The sequence below is a fragment of the Limimaricola cinnabarinus genome (assembly GCF_047631075.1).
Classification (GTDB): Bacteria; Pseudomonadota; Alphaproteobacteria; order Rhodobacterales; family Rhodobacteraceae; genus Limimaricola; species Limimaricola cinnabarinus.
The window spans coordinates 155,898-174,198 of record NZ_JBLHYX010000008.1 but is presented as its reverse complement, the minus strand read 5'-3'; the positions used below and the strand labels follow the sequence as shown (position 1 = coordinate 174,198).

Here is an 18,301-nt window from a genome sequence, read left to right as displayed (position 1 = left end):
CCGCGCCCCGCCCCCGAAGCGACCGCGCCCGCCGCCCCGGTCGAGGCCGCGCCCGCCCCGGCTCCGGTTTCGGCCCCTGCCCCGTCCGAGGAGCGCCCGCCGCGCAAGCCGCGCGCCGACAAGCCCGCAGGCGACAAGCCGTGGAAGAAGCGCGAAGGCGCATCCGACAAGGGCGGCGACAAGCCGTGGCAGAAGCGCGACGCCAAGCCCTTCGACCGCAGCCGCGACGGCGCGGTCTCCGAGCGGGGCGCGAAACCGGCGGGCAAGCCGGGCGCGAAACCCTTCGCCAAGCCCGGAGCGAAGCCGGGTGCGAAGCCCTTCGCCAAGCCGGGCAAGCCCGACGGCGCGCCCAAGTCGCGCGGCGCCGCCGACACCTCGCGCCGCTTCACGCCGCCCTCGGCCCCCGGCGGCAAGGCTGGCGCCAAGCCCGGACCCCGGCCCGGCAAACCGCCCCGCAAGGGCGGCACCGAGGCCCCCAAGCGCCGCGACTGACCCCGTATCCGCTCGGCAAAAAGGGGCTCCCCATCGGGAGCCCCTTGTCACACGCGGCGGAGCGATGAGCCCACAACGCGCCCCGTCATGAAACCCGCCCATTGCCGCTCCTAGGGGAGAAGCTGCGCCGCTGACGGCGCAGCTTTGGCCCGGACTGGCTCAGGACCGTCAGACGCGCGTGGCGATCACCCGATCCGGCCTCCGCCCTGCTTCTGGATCACGACCACGGCGGGTCGCGGCGGCATGCCGTCCGCGAAGTCGGGCCAGCGGGTCGAGGGGTCCTCGAAGGTCGAGCCATCGCCCGGATGCTGAACCGCGAGGAACAGCGTCTGGTCGTCGTTGACGAACCACGGGCCGCACATCTCCGCCCCGACCGGCACGCGGAAGAAGTGCTTCGACGTGCCGCGCATCTCTCCGTCGGTCTCCATGGCCCAAAGACCGTCGGCCCGCCCGGTGTCCTCCGCCGAGTTGCCATCGGTCGAGATCCAGAGCCGACCCGCCGCGTCGATCGCGCAGTTGTCCGGCATGCCGAACCAGCCGTTCTCGCTCGTGGCGGGAGAGAAGGTCGCACCGACCGCCTCGACCGAAGGGTCGCCGCATTTGACGAGGATCTCCCACGACATGGTGTCGGCCGCGAAATCGCCCTCCGGTGCGGTGATCTCGATGATGTGGCCGAACGCGTTCTCGGCGCGCGGGTTGGCCGCGTTCTCGTCGCCCGGCTTGCGGCGCGTGTTGTTGGTCAGCATCACGTAGATCCTGCCGGTCTGCTCGTTCGGCTCCACATCCTCGGGGCGGTCCATCGGTGTCGCCTCCAGGAAATCGGCGGCGCGCCGGGTCTGGACCAGAACGTCGCCCTGATCGGCAAAGCCGTTCTCGGCGGTCAGCGGGCCTTCGCCATGGATCAAAGGCAGCCATGTCACGGAGCCATCCTCGTCGAACCTCGCCACCGAGAGCGTGCCGCGGTCGAGAATGTCGGGGTCCGGGTTCGCCTCGTCATAGGCGGCCTCGGTGACGAAGCGGTAAACGTAGTCGAACCGCTCGTCGTCGCCCATGAAGAGCGCGACCCGTCCATCGCCGTTGACCGCGGGCATGGCGCCCTCGTGCTTCACCCGTCCCAACGCCGTGCGCTTGACCGGGGTGGAGTTCGGGTCGGCCGGGTTCACCTCGACGATCCAGCCGTGGCGGTTGGGCTCGTTCGGCTCCTTGTCGATATTGAAGCGGTCGTCGAACTTGCCCCAGGCATACCACTTGCCCGGCACGCCGTAGCGGGCATTGAGGATCGTCGCCGGGTCGTCCGAGGTCTCGGTCGCGGGCGGCTCTTGCTGGTCGCTCCAGAAATAGCCGTTGAAGTTCTCCTCGGCCATGAGCCAGGTGCCCCAGGGCGTGATGCCGCCGGCGCAGTTGTTGAAGGTGCCGCGCGCCTCGGTGCCGCTCGGGTCCGCATTGGTCTGCATCCGCGCATGACCCGCCGCCGGGCCAGAGATCTTCATCGGCGTTTCGGCGGTGATCCGGCGGTTATAGGTCGACTCGCGCACCACCGACCATTTGCCGTCCTCGCCCCGGCGGATCTCGATGACGCTGCCGCCATGCGCGGCCTTCTCGATATCTACCAGCTCCTGGGTCATCTTCGCGAACTCGGCGTCGTCCTGGATGCCGAGGCCGGGGAACATCAGCTCCTCGTTGGTGTATTCGTGATGGTTCACGAGGAGGAGCCGGTCGGGATCGTCGGGGGCCTCGGGGTGCGGCACGGTGCCGATGAAGTCCGAGTTGTAGCCGAATTGCTGGTTCTGCGCCTCGGCGGTCTGATTGTCGACGTCGAACTCCGGCGCACCGGGCAGGACCGGATCGCCCCAGCGGATCAGCACCTCGGCGTCGTAGCCCTCCGCCACGACCATGTCTTCGCTGACGCCGGCCTCGATTTCGGTGAAGTCGAAGCTGCTGCCCTCGGTCTGCGCGTAAGCGCGGCTCGCGGCCAATGCCATCGGGCTGACCGTCGCGGCGATGGCGGTGAACCCCAAGGCCCCCTTCATGAGGTCCCGGCGCCCCATGCGGGCGGCGATCACGTCGCCGATCGTCGGTGCCTTGGATGAATTGACGCCATCGTCATCTGCGGCGTCGAAGCGCTGAGAACGATTGAGTGGATCGAAAATGGTAAATTTCACGGTCTTGCCTCCCTTGTCCGGTCAGATCTCCGGATGGCGTCGATCTTGGCACCGAAGGCGCAGCTTGTAACCTTCGAATAGAGGCGGCGGGACGGTCGCCTTCCCGGTTTGGACCCATGCTGCGACACAGGCGGACCGCGGCATTCCCCATGGGGTTTGACCCGGTTGAATGGCCACCAGAGACGTATGCGACGGGCCGGCGATCACCAAGATGTGCGGTCGAGGCGGGGAGCTAGGATCGCTCACGAACCGCCCCGCCTCCCGATCAACCCTCGCGCAGCGCCCGGTTATGCCGGACCGAGGACCAAAGCGCCACGCCGATCAGCGCCGCGCCCAGAAGGCCGGTGATCGCCTCGGGCACATGCACCACCGCCTGCGCATACATCAGCACCGACAAGACGAGGATCGAGTAGAAGGCCCCGTGTTCGAGATAGCGAAACTCGGCCAGCGTGCGCTTCTCGACCAGCATGATCGTCATGGAGCGCACATACATCGCGCCGATGCCGAGGCCGATGGCGATCAGGAACAGGTTCTTGGTCACCGCGAAGGCGCCGATCACCCCGTCGAAGGAAAAGCTCGCATCGAGCACCTCAAGATAGAGGAACGCGCCCAGGCCCCCGGCCCGCGCGGCCCCCGCCACCTCCTGCTCCGCGTCGAGCCAGTTGCCTAGCATGTCGAGCGCGAGATAGCTCAGAAGCCCCAACAGCGCCGAGAACAGGAAGATACCAGTCTCGATCGGGTCGAGCACCGAGGCGAAGCTCACCAGCACCACGAGGACCAGACCGACCTGAAGCCCCTGCACGCCCGCGGCCCGGCGCAGACGTCGCTCCAGCCCGCCGATCCAGTCGATCTCCTTTTCCTCGTCGATGAAGAACCCCAGCGCCACCATCATCAGAAAGGTGCCGCCGAAGGCGGTGATCGACAGATGCGCCTCCTCCATGATGCGCGCGTATTCATCCGGTTCGGCGGCGGCGAGGCGGATCGCGTCCCACGGCCCGATCCCGGCGGCGATCACCACCACCGCGAGCGGAAACACGATGCGCATGCCGAACACCGCGATCAGGATGCCCCATGTCAGGAACCGCTGCCGCCAGACCGGCGCCATGCCGTCGAGCTTGTTGGCGTTGACGATGGCGTTGTCGAAGGACAACGAGATCTCGAGCACCGCGAGCACCGCCGCGATCAGGCCGAAGGACAGCGCCCCGGCCACGCCGCCCCGGCTCCAGCCGAGCCAGACCGCGAGCGCCAGACCGACCGCCGTCACCAGAAGCGACCAGGTGAAATACCGCCGCATCGTTTCACCCATGTCGATGTCTCCCCCCTACGGACCCGTGCTTGATGCGGGGTCGGCCCCGCCTTGTCCAGCGGTGTCCGCCGCGCCCCTTCGCGCATTGCGCCTTTCGGCGGCGTCGCGATCCGCGACGCGCCCCATCGGGTCGCCGCAGGCCATTGATGGCGGGGAAACGAACTATGCCGTCTTCAGGGCCTTCCATTTGACCCCCTTTCTGGGCGATGTGAAGCGCAATGATCTTAGATGGCCCCGTTGCCGGTTCCATGTTCCCTGACTTTGAATGGAGTATCTCATGACCACCATCACCCCCGTCCTCCTCTGCGGTGGTTCCGGCACCCGTCTGTGGCCGCTATCGCGCAAGAGCTATCCCAAGCAGTTCGTGCCGCTGATGGGTGAAGAGACACTGTTTCAGGCTTCGGCACGGCGGCTGCAGGGCACGCGGCAGGGCAGCGGCGATCTGAACTTCGACCGCCCCCTCGTGCTGACCAACTCCGATTTCCGCTTCATCGTGACCGAACAGCTCAGCCTCGCGGCGATCGATCCCGGCGCCGTGCTGATCGAACCCGAGGGCCGCAACACCGCCCCCGCGATCCTCGCCGCGGCGCTGCATCTCGAGGCGACCTCGCCCGGGGCCATTATGCTTGTCGCCCCGTCCGATCAGGTCGTCCCCGACACCGCCGCCTTCCACGCCGCGATCGAGCGCGGGCTCGAGCCGGTCTCGCGCGGCCAGCTCGTCACCTTCGGCATAAAGCCGACCCATGGCGAGACCGGCTACGGCTATCTCGAGATCGCAAGCCCGATCGCCGACGGCGCGCCGCAGAAGCTGAGCCGTTTCGTCGAAAAGCCCGATGCCGATCGCGCGACGCAGATGTTCGAATCCGGCAAGTTCCTGTGGAACGCGGGCATCTTCATGGCGCGCGCCTCCGACATGGTCGCCGCCTTCAGGGCCCACGCCCCCGAGACCTTCGCCCCGGTCGAGGCGTCGCTCGCCCAAGGCAAGACCGATTTGGGTTTCCTGCGCCTCGACCCCGAGGCGTGGTCCACCGCGCCCGACATTTCGATCGACTACGCGGTGATGGAGAAGGCCGACAACCTGTCGGTGGTCCCCTTCGTTTCCGAATGGTCGGATCTGGGCGGCTGGGACGCCGTCTGGCGCGAGAGTAACCCCGACGCGCAGGGCGTCGTGACCTCGCAGGGCGCCACCGCGATCGATTGCGCCAACACGCTGCTGCGCTCGGAGAGCGAGCGCATGGAGGTCGTGGGCATCGGGCTCGAGAACATCATGGCCATCGCGATGAACGACGCGGTGCTGGTCGCGGACATGAGCCGCGCGCAGGACGTCAAGAAGGCGGTCGAGGCGCTCAAGGCCAAGAAGGCCCCGCAGGCCACCGCCTTCCCCAAGGATCACCGCCCATGGGGCTGGTTCGAAAGCCTCGTGGTCGGCGGCCGCTTCCAGGTGAAGCGGATCATGGTGCATCCCGGCGCCTCGCTGTCGCTGCAAAGCCATCACCACCGCTCCGAGCACTGGATCGTGGTCGAGGGCACCGCGCGCGTGACCGTGGATGAAGAGGTCAAGCTCGTGACCGAGAACCAGTCGGTCTATATCCCGCTGGGCGCCGTGCACCGCATGGAGAACCCCGGCAAGGTGCCGATGGTGCTGATCGAGGTGCAGACCGGCGCCTATGTCGGCGAAGACGACATCGTGCGCTACGAGGACGTCTACGCCCGCAGCTGATCCGGAACCCCGCGCCCCCGCGGCAGTTGCCCCCCCGAGGGGCGCTGTCGCGGGAGGCCGCGCGAGGCCGCGCCCCCCGGCCAAAGCGAGGGGCAGATGACCGACAGACTTCAAGGCAGCATCGCGATCGTCACCGGTGCGGAATCCGGCATCGGCCGCGCCATCGCCATCGCCTTCGCGCGCGAGGGCGCTGACCTGGTGCTGGCCTATCTGAGCGATGCCAAAGCCGCGGACGAGACCGCCCGCGCGGTGCGCGAGGCGGGCCGCGCCGCGATCACGGTGCAATGCGACCACACCCGTCCCGACGACGTGGAGCGGCTCTTCTCCTCGGCGGGCGACGCCTTCGGTCCGCCCGACATTCTCGTCAACTCCGCCGGTCTCGACGCGCCGGGCGACGAGGTGGCCGAGATGGACGAGGAAACGTGGGAAAAGATGCTGAAGGTCGATCTCTTCGGTCCGTTCCTGTGCTGCCGCGCCTTCATCCGCGCGCGGCGCGCCGAAGGCGGCGGCGGGCGGATCGTCAACATCTCCTCGGTGCATGAGGAAATCCCGCGCATCGGTTCGGCCGCCTATGACGCCGCCAAGGGAGGCCTGCGCAACCTCACCCGCACGCTCTGCCTCGAACTGGCACCGGACCGCATCGCGGTCAACAACATCGCGCCGGGGATGATCCTCACCGCGATGAACCAAGAGGCGATGGACGACGCGGAGGCCCGCGAAAAGCAGGTGCGCAACATCCCGTGGCGGCGTGCTGGCCAACCCGAGGAGGTGGCGCATCTCGCGGTCTATCTCGCCTCGCCAGAGGCCGATTACGTGACCGGGCAGACCTTCACCATCGACGGCGGCCTTTCGCTGAACGTAGGCCAGGGTGCCTGATCGCGCGTCCGAGACCAGGCGCGACCTGACCGCGCCCCAGCGCATGGCGCATCCCGCCTTGGGCATGCTGGGCGTGGTGACGCTGGTGCTGGTGGGATGGGCGCTGCACGCGATGCAGCCGGTGTTCCTGCCGATCGTCTTCGCGGTCTTCGTGGCGCTGCTGCTTGCGCCTGTCGATGGCTGGGCCGCGCGGGCGGCGGGCGGGCGGCGATGGGTCGGCCATCTCGCGGCGATGACGCTGCTGGCGCTGACGCTGGCGGTCTTCATCGGCATGCTGTGGGTCTCGGCGCAGCAATTCCTGACCCGGTTTCCCGCCGAACAGGCCAGCGCCGCGGTCGAGCAGATTTCGGACGCGACCGGCGATGCGTCCGGCACCGAGGGCGACACGAACGAGGCCGCCGGGGACGCGGCGGCGAGGGCCACGGGTGCCGCGGTCGAAAGCGCGATTCAGGCGACGCCCGGCGCGGGCCTCAACCCCGCCGACGCTCCCGATCCCGCCCAAGGCGGCGGCGGATCGGCGACAGGGCTGATCGAGCAGATCCGTGGCCTCGCGGGCGGCGGCGGTCTCGGCGGCACGCTGATGGAGCGGGCTTCGGGCATCGCCACCGCCGTGGTCTCGACGATCTCGGGCCTCGCGCTGGCGCTGGTGCTGATCTTCTTCCTGACGCTTCTGATGCTGTCGGAGGCGCCGCGCTGGCATGACAAGCTCTGCGCGATGCTGCGGCCCGACCGCCGCGAAGAGGTGGAGAGCGCCGTCGCGCTGATCGCCTCCAAGACGCGGCGCTATCTCGCGGTGCGCTTCGTGCTCGGGGTGCTCACTGCCCTCCTTTACGTGGGCTGGCTCTGGATCTTCGGGATCGACCTTCTTCTGGTCTGGGCGCTGCTGACCTTCGTGTTCAACTTCGTGCCTTCGATCGGTTCGCTGATCTCGGGCGTGCTGCCGGTGCTTTATGCCTTTGCCACGCGCGATCCTTGGACCGCCGTGCTGATCGGCGCGGGCATCCTGATGATCGAACAGGTGATGGGCAACTACATCGATCCGCGCGTGCAGGGCCGTCACCTGTCGATCTCGGCGCTGGTGATCCTGTCGTCGCTGCTGTTCTGGGGCTGGGTCTGGGGGGTCGCGGGGGCGATCCTCGCGGTGCCGATCACCATGGTGGTGATGGTGGCTTGCGCCCATGTGCCGGCGCTGCGCTGGGTCGCCCTCGCCCTGTCGGACGAGACCGATTACGACGGCATCGACGCGCAGCTCGGCGCGCCGGGCGAGGCCCGCGCGCCGGACTGAAACGGATCGGTCCTACTTGCCGAACACCACCGTGCGGCTGCCATTGACGAGCACCCGCCGGTCGAGATGCAGCGCCACGGCCCGCGCCAGCACCCGCCTCTCGATGTCGCGGCCCTTGGCCACGAGATCGTCGGGCGTGTCGGCATGGGTCACATGCTCCACGTCCTGCGAAATGATCGGCCCCTCGTCGAGATCCTCGGTCACGTAATGCGCCGTGGCGCCGATCATCTTCACGCCGCGCGCATGGGCCTGATGATAGGGCTTGGCCCCCTTGAAGCCGGGCAGGAAGGAGTGGTGGATATTGATGCAGCGCCCCGAGAGCCACGCCGACATCTCGTCCGACAGAATCTGCATATAGCGCGCCAGCACCACCAGCTCGGCCCCGGTCTCCTCGACCAGCGCGCGGATCTCGGCCTCCTGCTGCGGCTTGGTCTCGCGGGTGATCGGCAGGTGGTGATAGGGCACGTCCTCGGGCAGGCGCACCGACAGCGCGCTTTCGGGATGGTTGCCCGCCACCGCCACGAGATCCATCGGCATTTCGCCGATGCGCTGCCGGTAGAGCAGGTCCGACAGGCAATGGTCGAACTTCGACACGAGGATCAGCACCTTCTGGCGGTAGTCCTGCGGGCTCAGCGTCCACTGCATCCCGAAGGCGGTGCCGATGCCGTCCATCTTGGCGCGGAACCCGCCATCACCGCCGATCTCCTGCGGCAGGCGGAACGCCACGCGCATGAAGAAGGTGCCGGTGAGCGTGTCGTCGAACTGCCGCGCCTCGGTGATGTCGCCGCCTGTCTCGGCCAGCGCCGTGGCGACGGCGGCGACGATGCCGGGGCGGTTGCGGCAGGTGAGCGTGAGGATATGGGTGGTCATGGCGTGTCCCGTCTTGGCTTGCCCGGTTCTCGCCCGCCCTGCCCCGGGATGCCAGCACGCCCGCGCCGCTCCGACGGGGTTTGGCGACATCCCCGCGCGGAAACCCGCGTCGCGCCGGCGCGTTGAGGCGCAGAGGTTTCCGATAGGAGCACGAGATGAGCGACAGCAGGACGACGACCGATCACGACCAGATCCGCGAATGGGTCGAGGCGCGCGGCGGCCACCCGGCGCGGGTGCGCGACACCGGCGAGGGCGACGGCGACGGCATCCTCAGGATCGACTTCGAGCCGCAGGCCGACGGGCTGGAGCGGATCGACTGGGACGACTGGTTCGCCACCTTCGAGGAGAGCGAGCTGGCCTTCCTGCATCAGGACAGCGCCAAGGACGGTGCCGCAAGCCGGTTCAACAAGCTGGTTTCCCGCAACAGCTGATCATATCCTCCGGGGTGCGGGATGCCCGAGACTGGCCTCCCGCACCCGCGCACGATATTTCAGAGAGCATGAAGCCGCTTCTCGCTCTGACCGGGCCCCGCTTTCGCGGCGCGCCTCCGGCCCCTGACGATCCCTTCCTCGCCATCGGAGACGTCCATGGCCGCGCCGATCTGTTGGAGGCGCTGCTCGACAGGTTGCTGCGACGCCCCGTCAGGGGTCCGGTCGTGCTCTTGGGTGACATGATCGACCGAGGCCCCGACAGCGCCCGGGTGCTCCGCTTGATGTACGGGTTGTCGGATCTCAGGGTGATCTGCCTTTCGGGCAATCATGAGGAGATGATGCTCGATTTCCTCGACGCGCCCGCCTTGCGGGCGAAACGCTGGTTGCGCAATGGCGGCGCCGAGACGTTGCAAAGCTTTGGCATCGACCCCCCGGACCCTCATGCGTTCGAGCGCTCGGCCCAAGATCTGCACCGCGCGCTCGGCCCGATGCTGCCTTGGCTGCGCGGCCTTCCCGCGATGTGGCGCAGCGGCAATGTCGTGGCCGCGCATGCCGGTCTCGACCCGAACAGAAAGCCCGAGTTTCAGGAACGCGCCGATCTGCTCTGGGGGCATTCCGCCTTTGCCCGGCACCCCCGCCGGGACGGGCTGTGGGTGGTGCATGGCCATGTCGTGCAAGACGAACCCAACTGTCATCAGGGCCGCATCGCGATCGACACCGGCGCATGGCTCACCGGTCGTCTCAGCGCCGCGCGCATCGGCGCCGGGACGGTGGAGTTCGTGACCGAACCCTAACCCGCCCCGGCGCGTCGGTCAGGCGCGGATGCGCACCGGCACCCCCTTGTAGGCCGGGGTCTTCGACAGCTCGTCATGGTAGTCGAGCGGCACCAGCGGGTTGGTCTCGGGATAATAGGCGAGAACCGTGTCGTCGGGCAGATCATAAGGCACGACCCTGAGCCCGCCAACCTCGCGCGTCTCGCCATCATCGATGGCGCAGGAGAGCGTCACTTCCTGCCCCTCGGTGAGACTGGCCCTGGCGATCATCTCGGGGTTCATCATCACCACGTGCCGATCGGTCTTGAGCCCGCGCAGCCGGTCGTTGAAGCCGTAGATCGTGGTATTGAACTGGTCGTTCGAGCGCACGGTGACGAGGGTGTAGCTGTCCTTGTCCGGCACCTGCCCCAGCGCCGAAAGCGTCTTGGGCGCGGTGAAGATCGCCTTGCCGGTCTCGGTCTTCCAAGTCCGCTCGCGCGCGGGGTTGCCCTTGTAGAAGCCGCCCGCCGTGAACAGCCGCGCGTTGAAGTCGGTGAACTGGTCGGGATAGGTCTCCTCGATCAGGTCGCGCACGAGGGCATAATCCCCGACCCAGTCGTCCCATTTCACCTTGGGGTTCGGATCGAGCGTCGCCTTGGCGATCCCCGCCACGATGAAGGGCTCGGAGCGGAGCATCTTCGAGGCAGGCTCGCGCTTGCCCTCGCTGCCATGGATCATCGACAGGCTGTCCTCCATCGACACCGCCTGTGGCCCCGTCGTCTGCATGTCGAGTTCAGAGCGCACGAGGCAAGGCAGCAGCCACGCCTCCTTGCCCACCAGCGTGTGGCTGCGGTTGAGCTTGGTCGCGATCTGCACGTTGATCTCCAGATCCTGCCATGCCGGATCGGCCCGGCCCTGATCGGGGATCGCGCGGGCAAAGTTGCCGCCCAAGCTCACGAAGCCCTTGATCGAGCCGTCGAGGATGCCCTTTACGGCATCGACCGTGGTGGTGCCCTCATCGCGCGGGCTCTTGAAGCCGAACAGCTCGTCGATCTTGTCGAGCGGCACCAGCTCGGGCTTTTCCGAGATGCCGACGGTGCGCTGGCCCTGCACGTTGGAGTGGCCGCGCACCGGCGAGATGCCCGCGCCCTCGCGACCAATGTTGCCGCGCATCAGCAGCAGGTTGACATACATCGCGATGTTGAGGCTGCCATGCACGTGTTGCGTCAGCCCCATGCCATAGATGCCGATCACCTTCTCGGAGTTGCAGTACATCTCGCCGACCTCGGCGATGTCCTCGTGCCTGAGCCCCGAGACCCGCTCGATATCGGCCCAGTCGATCTCGCGGATCTTCGCCTCGAACTCGGGCCAGCCCGAGGTGTGCTGCGCCACGAACTGGCGGTCGATCACGCCGCCGCCCTGCTCGTCGTCGATCTCGAAGACGCGCTTGCACAGGCCAGCCAGCACCGCGACGTCGCCGCCGGGCTTGAGTTGCAGGTAACGGTCCGAGATCACCGTCTCTTTGCCGCCCAGCATCTCGACCGGGTTCTGCGGGTCGCGGAAGGTGACGAGACCGGCCTCGCGCACCGGGTTGAACGTGACGATTTGACATCCACGCTTCTTGGCGGCCCGCAGAGGGTGCAGAAAGCGCGGGCTGTTGGTGCCGGTGTTCTGGCCGAAGAACAGGATCATGTCGCAATGATCGAAATCCGACAGCACGCAGGTCCCGACCGAGCTGCCGGTCACGTTCTTGAGCCCGACGCTGGTGGTCTCGTGGCACATGTTGGAGCTGTCGGGCAGGTTGTTGTTGCCATAAAGCCGGGCCAGCAGCGCGTAGAGATACGAGGTCTCCAAGCTGGCGCGCCCGGAGGCGTAGAACACGACCGATTTGGGGTCCTTGGCACGGATCTCGCGCAGCTTAGCGCCGATCGCCGAGAACGCCTCATCCCACGTTGCTTCGACATATTTGTCCGAGGCCGGATCGTAGCGCATCGGATGCGTCAGCCGCCCCTCGATCTCGAGATCGTAATCAGGCCATGTGCGCAACTCCCTCACCGTATGGCGCGCGAAGAAATCGGGGCCGCAGCGGTCGCGGGTCAGATCCCACAGCGTCGCCTTGGCCCCGTTCTCGCAGAATTCGGCGATATGCGGGTTCGGCGGCTTGGTCCAGGCGCAGGAGGTGCACATGTGGCCGCCGGGCTTGTTCTGGCGCATCAGGGTTTCCATCACCCCTGCCGAAGGACGTTCCTGACCCATATGCTTGGCCACGCTCTTGAGCGAGCCCCAGCCGCCCGAGGGATGGTCGTAATGCGGCAGGTCCTCGCGCTGATGGGTTTCCTTGCGGTCGGTCATGATCGGTCCTTTCGCGTCTCTCGCGCCCCTGCCCCGGTGCCACCGGGGTTCGCACGTGTCCCGGCGATCAACTGTGACCCGAGGGGCGCGGTTCCGCGCATCGATCTCTCGGTACGGAACCCCGGTATCGCCCGGCCCGTTTCGACCGTCATGGATATCGAGAGCCTCCCCCGACTTCGCGCCCCCGACAGCACGCTGTCGCTGCTACGCGAAGGCTACGACTTCGTCTCGCGCCGTTGCGACAGGCTTGGCACGGACGGGTTTCGCACGCGGCTGATGCTGCGCCCCGTCACCTGCCTGCGCGGCCCGGAGGCCGCGCGCGCCTTCTACGTCCCCGGACGGCTGACCCGGCGCGGCGCGATGCCGGCGCAGGTCCTCGCGCTGCTGCAGGACAAGGGGTCGGTGCAGGCCCTTGACGGGGTCGAGCATCTCAACCGCCGCGCGCTGTTTCTCGACCTTATGTCCCAAGAGCGTCTCGACCTCGCCCGTCGCCTCCTGCGCGAGGAATGGCGGGCCACCGCGCGGACGTGGAGCGGGCGTGAGGTGACACTGTCGCGCGAGATCGGGCCGATCCTGACCCGGACCGCGCTGCGCTGGTGCGGCATCGATCCCGTCGACAACGCGCCCGGTCAACGCGAAGAGGAGCTGAGCGCGATGGTCCGGGGCGCGGCAAAGATCGGCCCCGGCCATTGGCGCGCCCGCGCCTTGCGCCGCCGCTCCGAAGCCTGGGCACGCGAACAGATCCGCGCCGCGCGTGCCGGTGCGCCGCCCCCCGGCACGCCTCTGGCGGCGCTCGCATATCACCGCGATCCAGATGGCCTCGCCCTGCCCCGCGACGTGGCGGCGGTCGAGTTGCTGAACCTGCTGCGCCCGATCGTGGCCGTGGGCCGCTTCATCGCCTTTTCCGCCCATGCCATGGCGACCGAACCCGAGGCGCGCACAAGCCTCACTGCCGACGAAGCCGCGCTGCGGGCCTGGGGCGACGAAGTCCGCCGCCTCTACCCGTTCTTCCCGCTGATCGGCGGCCGGGTGCAGAAGCCCTTCTCGCATGCGGGTCATCGCTTCGACAGGGATGACTGGGTGTTGCTCGACCTCCACGGCACCAATCGCCATCCCGCGGCCTGGCCCAAACCCGAGCGCTTCGACCCGTCTCGCCATCTTGCCGCGGCCCCGGTCGAGGGCGGCTTCGTGCCGCAGGGCGGCGGGCCCATGCGCGAGGGGCATCGCTGTCCGGGCGAAATGCTGACCCAAGCCCTTTTGTCCGAGGCGACGGCGCTGCTTCATGAGGCCCAATTCGAAACCCCGCCGCAGGACCTGTCGATCCCGCGCCGCACGATCCCGCCATGGCCCGCCTCGGGGATGCGGCTGCGGCTCTGAGGAACCGCCCCGCCCCGGCTTCGGTTTGAGTTTCGACATCTCAAAGGAGCCACGACATGGCCGAGACACCGCATACCGCCGATCGCCTCCGTCACGACATCGACGAGGGCGAGGCCGGCGACAAGAAGGGCTACCCCGACGCGGCGGCTTCGCCGCTGGGGACCGACGACGAAGCCTCGGGCTTCCCCAACACCGAAGCGCAGGTCGAACGCGCCCAAGCCGCCGAGACCGCAAACCCCGCCCGCAAGGACGCGCCGAAGGGGGCCGAGGCGACCCGACCCGACAGCATGTCGGCAAGCCACACCTCGCGCGAGGCGAGCAATCGCACCATCCTGATCGCCGTGACGGTCGGGACAGCGGTCGTGCTGACGGTGATCGCGCTTCTGGTCTAGACCTCAGGACGCGGTGATCACCACCACCTCGTCCACCGCATCATCCACGGCGCGGCAGGCATCGAGCAGCCGCGCGGTGAGATGCGTCTGCACATAGGCCGCGTGAAAGCGCGACGGCGCGGCAAGGGTCAGCCGGCCGCCCGCGCGCCCGGCGCGGGTCAACGCGCGCATCCATGACGCATAGAGCCCCGGCGCCTCGGCATGCAGCACGGCCTGCGCCAGTGCCCATTCCGTGCCCGCCGACAGGTCGGGCGGCGCCACCTCGCCGCGCAGCGGCAGCGGCACGACCTTGCCGTCGCTGTCATCGCCCTCGACGCGATGCGCGAAATCCGGCCCGACCTTTTCCCAGCCCGGGCGCGTGTCCGCCAACACCCGCTCGATCCCGAGGCGGTATTCCGCAACCCGGCCGCGCGCCGCCGCCCGGCTCAGCTCGAGCCAGCCCCTGCCCCGCAGCTTGGCCATCTCGCGCTTGACTGTCCGCTCGTCGACCGACCACAGCCGGGCGATCTCGCGCTGCCCAACGGCAAGCTCGTCACGGCCCCAGTTGTAGCGCGCGGTGATCAGCGTCACGAGCCGCAGCGCCAGCACCTGCTCGCCCCTCCCCTGCCCCAGCGCATGCGCGCCAAGAGCGGTGAGGATATCGTATTTGCGAGCCGCCGCACCCCGGCCTACGGGCTTCGTCAACAACATGGCACGCCCTGTCTGTCCCCCGCGAGGGGTCGTCGCTTCACTGCCTCGATCGAACATCGGTGTGATCCGATATCCCCTGGGTCCGCGCGTCTTCGCAACGCCTTTCCCCAACTTGACCTGATTTGCGTCCGGAAACTCGATTCTGTCAAGCCGAGTCCCGGATCGGGATCGCAGCCCGCCCTATTTCCGTTGGGAAATCGGTATGTACTGGTATTGGGGGACATACAGGCTGTCCCCCCATGGGCGGGAAATGTCCCCTCAAGGGTAATTTTGCCGATCCGGCCTGTCCCCCTTCTTTCGGATGCGGCTGCGGCAGGGACCTGGCCGTGTGGGGGCCGAGGCGCGAATCGCAAAGCCCCTTGTGGCATTGAGGATTGCTCGATTTCCGTAAAATCCCCTTCGGGAGCATAAATGGCTTTTCATGTTCCGCAAATGCGTCGTAGATCAGGACATCGCAAGAATTAGCGTTCCCTCGGTCTCCGGTTTCGGTTCCCCGCGGGGAACCGGAGGGCAGACACCGCATGTTCACACACACCGACCTGGCCCGGCTGCAGTCGCAGTCGCTCAAGATGCAGGGCTTCATCCGGCAGCAGACCTTTTCGCCCGAGAGCGAGAAGAGCCTGCGCCGCTTCTCGAGCTGGGAGGTGGCGGAGCTGATCCTCGGGCTGAACCCCTCGACATTTCGCGGCCGCCTCGCCGCCGACCCGTCGCTGCCCCAAGGCCTCGTCGAGGAGGATGGCCGCCAGCGCTGGTACAGCCTCGAGGAGATCAACGAGCTGCGCCGCCGGCTGCGCCACAAGAACAAGCCGATGCTGCCGCCCCGCCCGTCGGGCAAGCGCGCGATCCGCGCCGCCGTCGCCAACTTCAAGGGCGGCGCCGGCAAGTCGACCGTGGCGCTGCACTTCGCCCATGCCGCGGCGCTCGACGGCTACCGGGTGCTCTGCGTCGACTTCGATCCGCAGGCGACGCTGTCGCATTCGATGGGCCTGTCGGACGTGGCCGAGGAGTACACGGTCTGGGGCATCATGGCGCGCGATCTGATCCGCGAGACCGAGCGGATGAACGCCGCCGGTCGCGGCGCCGAGTCCGGTGCCGCCCTGCCCGAGCGCAAGCTGCCGCCTTCGGTCACCGGGATGGGCCTTGACGATCTCCGCGTCACCGACTTCATCAAGCCGACCTCGTGGCCGACCATCGACCTCGTGCCGTCCTGCGCCAACGCCGCCTTCGTCGAGTTCGCGAGCGCGCAGTACCGGCACCTCAATCCCGAATGGTCGTTCTTCGCCGCCGTCGACCGCTACCTCGATCACCTGCCCGCCGACGCCTATGACATCGTGATCTTCGACTGCCCGCCCGCGATCGGCTACCAGTCGATGAACGCGGTCTTCGCCGCCGACGTGCTCTATATCCCGTCCGGCCCCGGCTACTGGGAGTATGACAGCACCACCTCCTTCATCGGTCAGCTGGCCGAGGCGCTCGAAGATCTGGGGCGGTTCCGGGGTGCCGTGCCGGCGGGGACCGAGCCCGAGAAGCACTTCTCCGACATCCGCTTCCTGCTCACCCGGTTCGAGCCGAACAACGATCTGCACCGCGCGATGCAGCAGGCCTTTCAGAAGGTCTTTGGCCCACATGTGGCGGAGCATCCGATCGAGATGACCCGCGCGGTGGAGCAGTCGGGACGGTTCCTGAGTTCGGTCTACGAGATCGACTATCGCAACATGACCCGCGAGACATGGCGGCGTGCCCGCGCCTCTTTCGATCGCGCCTATGACGAATTCCGTGCCACCCTCGTGGCGGCGTGGGACAAGCTGGAGGACTGAGATGGCCAAGAAGCGCAGCGTTTTCGACATCGACTTCACCCCCGACGTGCCCGAGCCCGCGGCGCCCGAGCGGTTCCCCGCGGGGAACCCCGAGCCGGAACCGGCCCCGCCGGCCGCCCCGACGCCGCCGACGCGGCGCGGACCGATGGCCTCGGCGATCACCGAAACCGCGGATGCCGCGCGCGGTCGGGCCGAGGCCGAGGCGGCGATCCGCGCCGAAAACGACGAATTGGCGCATGAGCATGTGCGGCTCAAGAAGCTCGGTCTGATCACCGACCTGATCGCGATCGACGCGGTGCGCACCTCGAAGCTGGTGCGCGACCGGGCCAAGGGCCGGGACCCCGAGCTCGAGGAATTGAAGGTCTCGATTCAGGACATCGGCCTGTCGAACCCGATCCGCGTGGAGCAGGACGGGCAGGGGGGCTATGAGTTGATCCAAGGGTTTCGTCGCCTGTCGGCGTTCCGCGAATTGCTCGAGCAGACCGGCGACCAACGCTATGCCCGGATCCCCGCTGCGATGGTTCCCCGCGGGGAACCGGTGCGTGACCTCTATCGCAAGATGGTCGACGAGAACCTCGTGCGTAGGGACATCTCGTTCGGCGAAATGGCGCAGCTGGCCCTGAACTATGCGCAGCATACCGGGATCAAACCGCATGACGCCGTGTCCGAACTCTACGCCTCGGCGCTCAAGCAAAAACGCAGCTATATCCGCAGCTTTACCCGCGTGCTGGAGCGCGCCAAGGGCAAGATCCGCCATCCCGAGGCGATCCCGCGGGCCCTTGGACTGGAGCTGTTCAAGATCATCGACGCCGACCCGCTCTTGGGGGATGAGCTGATCGGCATGCTGGGGCGCGCGCCCGATCGCGACGCCGAGGCCGAGGTGGCGGTGCTCAAGGACTTCGTGCATCGCGCGCCCAAAATCGTGAAGCCGCGGCCCAAATCGGTGTCGAAGACGATGCTCCGGCTGCCCCGGCCCGAGGGCGAGGCGCGGATCGCCGCCTCGGATGGCCGGGTCGAATTGCGGCTGGCGCGGGATTTCTCGGCGCTGGACCGGGCGCGGCTGCAGCAGGCCTTCGAGGCCTTCTTTGACGCGCTCGATGCGAAATGAAAAAGGCCGGTTCCCCGCGGGGAACCGGCCTGCCGTCCTTGGCGCTGGCGCCAGCGCGAAGGTCTAGGACGCGCCGCCCGTGTTGCCCTTCTTGGCGCGCGGCTTGCGCGTGGCGGTCTTGGTCGCCTTCGCGGCGGGCTTGGCATCTGCCTTCGCGCTCGCGCTCTTGCGCGGTGACTTGGCGCGGGTCGGCTTGGCTTTGGCCCCGCCCTCGGCCCCCGTCACATCGGCCCCGCCCAGACCGGCGCCGCCCTCGTCACCGCCGTGAATGTCGCCTTCGGGCTTGGCGGCCAGGGTCTCGGGCGTCTCCGCATATTCGGGGGTCTCACCCGACTCCGAGGCGATCTCGGCGTCGATCTCGCGCGTGGCGTCGTGCCAATGCCCCTGATCCTGACCTTCGGGAAAACCGTCGCGTTCCCACATCTCGTGGGCGCGCTTGCGGATCCGCTCCTCGCGATCGTCAGCCATGGTCTGTGTCTCCTTCGCAGGCTCTAATTCTATCGTGCCGCCATGTCCGCGCATCGTGCGCGCTTGGGGCTGGAACATCTCGACCGTCCCGGCCCGAAGGCGGTCCGGGCGGATCGGAGCGGCCGGGATGGTCCGGCCTCTCTCGCATCCGCAGAATAAGCGTCGCCCGACAGGCGCGGGAATGCCAGCCGCTCCTTACGCAA

Annotated in this window: 15 protein-coding genes and 1 pseudogene; 10 read left to right on the top strand and 6 right to left on the bottom strand. The window is 67.9% G+C overall.

Annotated features, from left to right (window positions below):
* Positions 1–492: pseudogene (locus ACJASC_RS08935) on the top strand (DEAD/DEAH box helicase); the annotation flags it as partial.
* 185 nt (positions 493–677) lie between these two features.
* Here ACJASC_RS08935 and ACJASC_RS08930 read toward each other — a convergent pair.
* Positions 678–2,654: a PhoX family protein gene (locus tag ACJASC_RS08930; RefSeq protein ID WP_021695684.1), complete on the bottom strand. Its 1,977-nt coding sequence runs from the start codon at positions 2,652–2,654 to the stop codon at positions 678–680.
* Positions 2,655–2,919: 265 nt separating this feature from the next.
* Positions 2,920–3,960 (bottom strand): DUF475 domain-containing protein, encoded by a 1,041-nt coding sequence (locus ACJASC_RS08925; RefSeq protein ID WP_415145327.1) that lies wholly within the window; start codon positions 3,958–3,960, stop codon positions 2,920–2,922.
* A 277-nt stretch (positions 3,961–4,237) separates the two neighbouring features.
* Here ACJASC_RS08925 and ACJASC_RS08920 point away from each other — a divergent pair, with 277 nt between their 5' ends.
* The 3 genes from ACJASC_RS08920 (at position 4,238) to ACJASC_RS08910 (ending at position 7,841) form a co-directional block, all read left to right on the top strand.
* Complete coding sequence (locus tag ACJASC_RS08920) at positions 4,238–5,680, top strand: mannose-1-phosphate guanylyltransferase/mannose-6-phosphate isomerase (protein WP_415145325.1); 1,443 nt, start codon at positions 4,238–4,240, stop codon at positions 5,678–5,680.
* A 96-nt stretch (positions 5,681–5,776) separates the two neighbouring features.
* Entirely contained in the window at positions 5,777–6,556 is a 780-nt protein-coding gene (locus tag ACJASC_RS08915) for an SDR family NAD(P)-dependent oxidoreductase (RefSeq protein ID WP_415145323.1), read from the top strand.
* Positions 6,549–7,841, top strand: a complete 1,293-nt coding sequence (locus ACJASC_RS08910; RefSeq protein WP_415145321.1) for an AI-2E family transporter — start codon at positions 6,549–6,551, stop codon at positions 7,839–7,841. The genes ACJASC_RS08915 and ACJASC_RS08910 overlap by 8 nt, the downstream gene beginning before the upstream one ends.
* Before the next feature lie 12 nt (positions 7,842–7,853).
* Here the strand turns inward: ACJASC_RS08910 and purU are convergent, their stop codons facing one another.
* Positions 7,854–8,711: a formyltetrahydrofolate deformylase gene (gene purU, locus ACJASC_RS08905; protein WP_021695240.1), complete on the bottom strand. Its 858-nt coding sequence runs from the start codon at positions 8,709–8,711 to the stop codon at positions 7,854–7,856.
* 155 nt (positions 8,712–8,866) lie between these two features.
* Between purU and ACJASC_RS08900 the strand changes: the two genes are divergently transcribed.
* Positions 8,867–9,142 carry a hypothetical protein gene (locus ACJASC_RS08900; protein ID WP_415145318.1) on the top strand — a complete coding sequence of 92 codons (276 nt, stop codon included), beginning with the start codon at positions 8,867–8,869 and terminating at the stop codon, positions 9,140–9,142.
* Between the two features lie 68 nt (positions 9,143–9,210).
* Positions 9,211–9,936: a metallophosphoesterase gene (locus ACJASC_RS08895; protein ID WP_415145316.1), complete on the top strand. Its 726-nt coding sequence runs from the start codon at positions 9,211–9,213 to the stop codon at positions 9,934–9,936.
* 18 nt (positions 9,937–9,954) lie between these two features.
* Here ACJASC_RS08895 and ACJASC_RS08890 read toward each other — a convergent pair whose 3' ends face one another.
* Positions 9,955–12,246: an FdhF/YdeP family oxidoreductase gene (locus ACJASC_RS08890; protein ID WP_415145314.1), complete on the bottom strand. Its 2,292-nt coding sequence runs from the start codon at positions 12,244–12,246 to the stop codon at positions 9,955–9,957.
* Positions 12,247–12,396: 150 nt separating this feature from the next.
* On the opposite strand from ACJASC_RS08890, the gene ACJASC_RS08885 reads away from it, so the two are divergent.
* Together ACJASC_RS08885 and ACJASC_RS08880 are read left to right on the top strand one after the other, a co-directional pair.
* On the top strand, positions 12,397–13,623 hold the full coding sequence (locus tag ACJASC_RS08885) for a cytochrome P450 (RefSeq protein WP_415145312.1): 1,227 nt from the start codon (positions 12,397–12,399) through the stop codon (positions 13,621–13,623).
* 56 nt (positions 13,624–13,679) lie between these two features.
* Positions 13,680–14,015 (top strand): hypothetical protein, encoded by a 336-nt coding sequence (locus ACJASC_RS08880; RefSeq protein WP_021695235.1) that lies wholly within the window; start codon positions 13,680–13,682, stop codon positions 14,013–14,015.
* A 3-nt stretch (positions 14,016–14,018) separates the two neighbouring features.
* On the opposite strand, the gene ACJASC_RS08875 is transcribed toward ACJASC_RS08880, so the two are convergent.
* Positions 14,019–14,705 (bottom strand): hypothetical protein, encoded by a 687-nt coding sequence (locus ACJASC_RS08875; RefSeq protein WP_021695234.1) that lies wholly within the window; start codon positions 14,703–14,705, stop codon positions 14,019–14,021.
* Positions 14,706–15,226: 521 nt separating this feature from the next.
* On the opposite strand from ACJASC_RS08875, the gene ACJASC_RS08870 reads away from it, so the two are divergent.
* Together ACJASC_RS08870 and ACJASC_RS08865 are read left to right on the top strand one after the other, a co-directional pair.
* A complete protein-coding gene (locus tag ACJASC_RS08870) occupies positions 15,227–16,522 on the top strand; it encodes an AAA family ATPase (protein WP_415145309.1) in 1,296 nt (431 codons plus the stop codon).
* Between the two features lies 1 nt (position 16,523).
* Positions 16,524–17,630: a ParB/RepB/Spo0J family partition protein gene (locus tag ACJASC_RS08865; RefSeq protein WP_415145307.1), complete on the top strand. Its 1,107-nt coding sequence runs from the start codon at positions 16,524–16,526 to the stop codon at positions 17,628–17,630.
* Between the two features lie 63 nt (positions 17,631–17,693).
* On the opposite strand, the gene ACJASC_RS08860 is transcribed toward ACJASC_RS08865, so the two are convergent.
* Positions 17,694–18,098 (bottom strand): DUF2934 domain-containing protein, encoded by a 405-nt coding sequence (locus ACJASC_RS08860; RefSeq protein ID WP_415145305.1) that lies wholly within the window; start codon positions 18,096–18,098, stop codon positions 17,694–17,696.
* Positions 18,099–18,301 lie beyond the last annotated feature (203 nt).

Coding starts and splice junctions, on each gene's coding strand:
- ACJASC_RS08925 (WP_415145327.1), bottom strand. CDS start 3,960: ATGGGTGAAACGATGCGGCGGTATTTCACCTGGTCGCTTCTGGTGACG.
- ACJASC_RS08920 (WP_415145325.1), top strand. CDS start 4,238: ATGACCACCATCACCCCCGTCCTCCTCTGCGGTGGTTCCGGCACCCGT.
- ACJASC_RS08915 (WP_415145323.1), top strand. CDS start 5,777: ATGACCGACAGACTTCAAGGCAGCATCGCGATCGTCACCGGTGCGGAA.
- purU (WP_021695240.1), bottom strand. CDS start 8,711: ATGACCACCCATATCCTCACGCTCACCTGCCGCAACCGCCCCGGCATC.
- ACJASC_RS08900 (WP_415145318.1), top strand. CDS start 8,867: ATGAGCGACAGCAGGACGACGACCGATCACGACCAGATCCGCGAATGG.
- ACJASC_RS08895 (WP_415145316.1), top strand. CDS start 9,211: ATGAAGCCGCTTCTCGCTCTGACCGGGCCCCGCTTTCGCGGCGCGCCT.
- ACJASC_RS08890 (WP_415145314.1), bottom strand. CDS start 12,246: ATGACCGACCGCAAGGAAACCCATCAGCGCGAGGACCTGCCGCATTAC.
- ACJASC_RS08885 (WP_415145312.1), top strand. CDS start 12,397: ATGGATATCGAGAGCCTCCCCCGACTTCGCGCCCCCGACAGCACGCTG.
- ACJASC_RS08880 (WP_021695235.1), top strand. CDS start 13,680: ATGGCCGAGACACCGCATACCGCCGATCGCCTCCGTCACGACATCGAC.
- ACJASC_RS08875 (WP_021695234.1), bottom strand. CDS start 14,705: ATGTTGTTGACGAAGCCCGTAGGCCGGGGTGCGGCGGCTCGCAAATAC.
- ACJASC_RS08870 (WP_415145309.1), top strand. CDS start 15,227: ATGTTCACACACACCGACCTGGCCCGGCTGCAGTCGCAGTCGCTCAAG.
- ACJASC_RS08865 (WP_415145307.1), top strand. CDS start 16,524: ATGGCCAAGAAGCGCAGCGTTTTCGACATCGACTTCACCCCCGACGTG.
- ACJASC_RS08860 (WP_415145305.1), bottom strand. CDS start 18,098: ATGGCTGACGATCGCGAGGAGCGGATCCGCAAGCGCGCCCACGAGATG.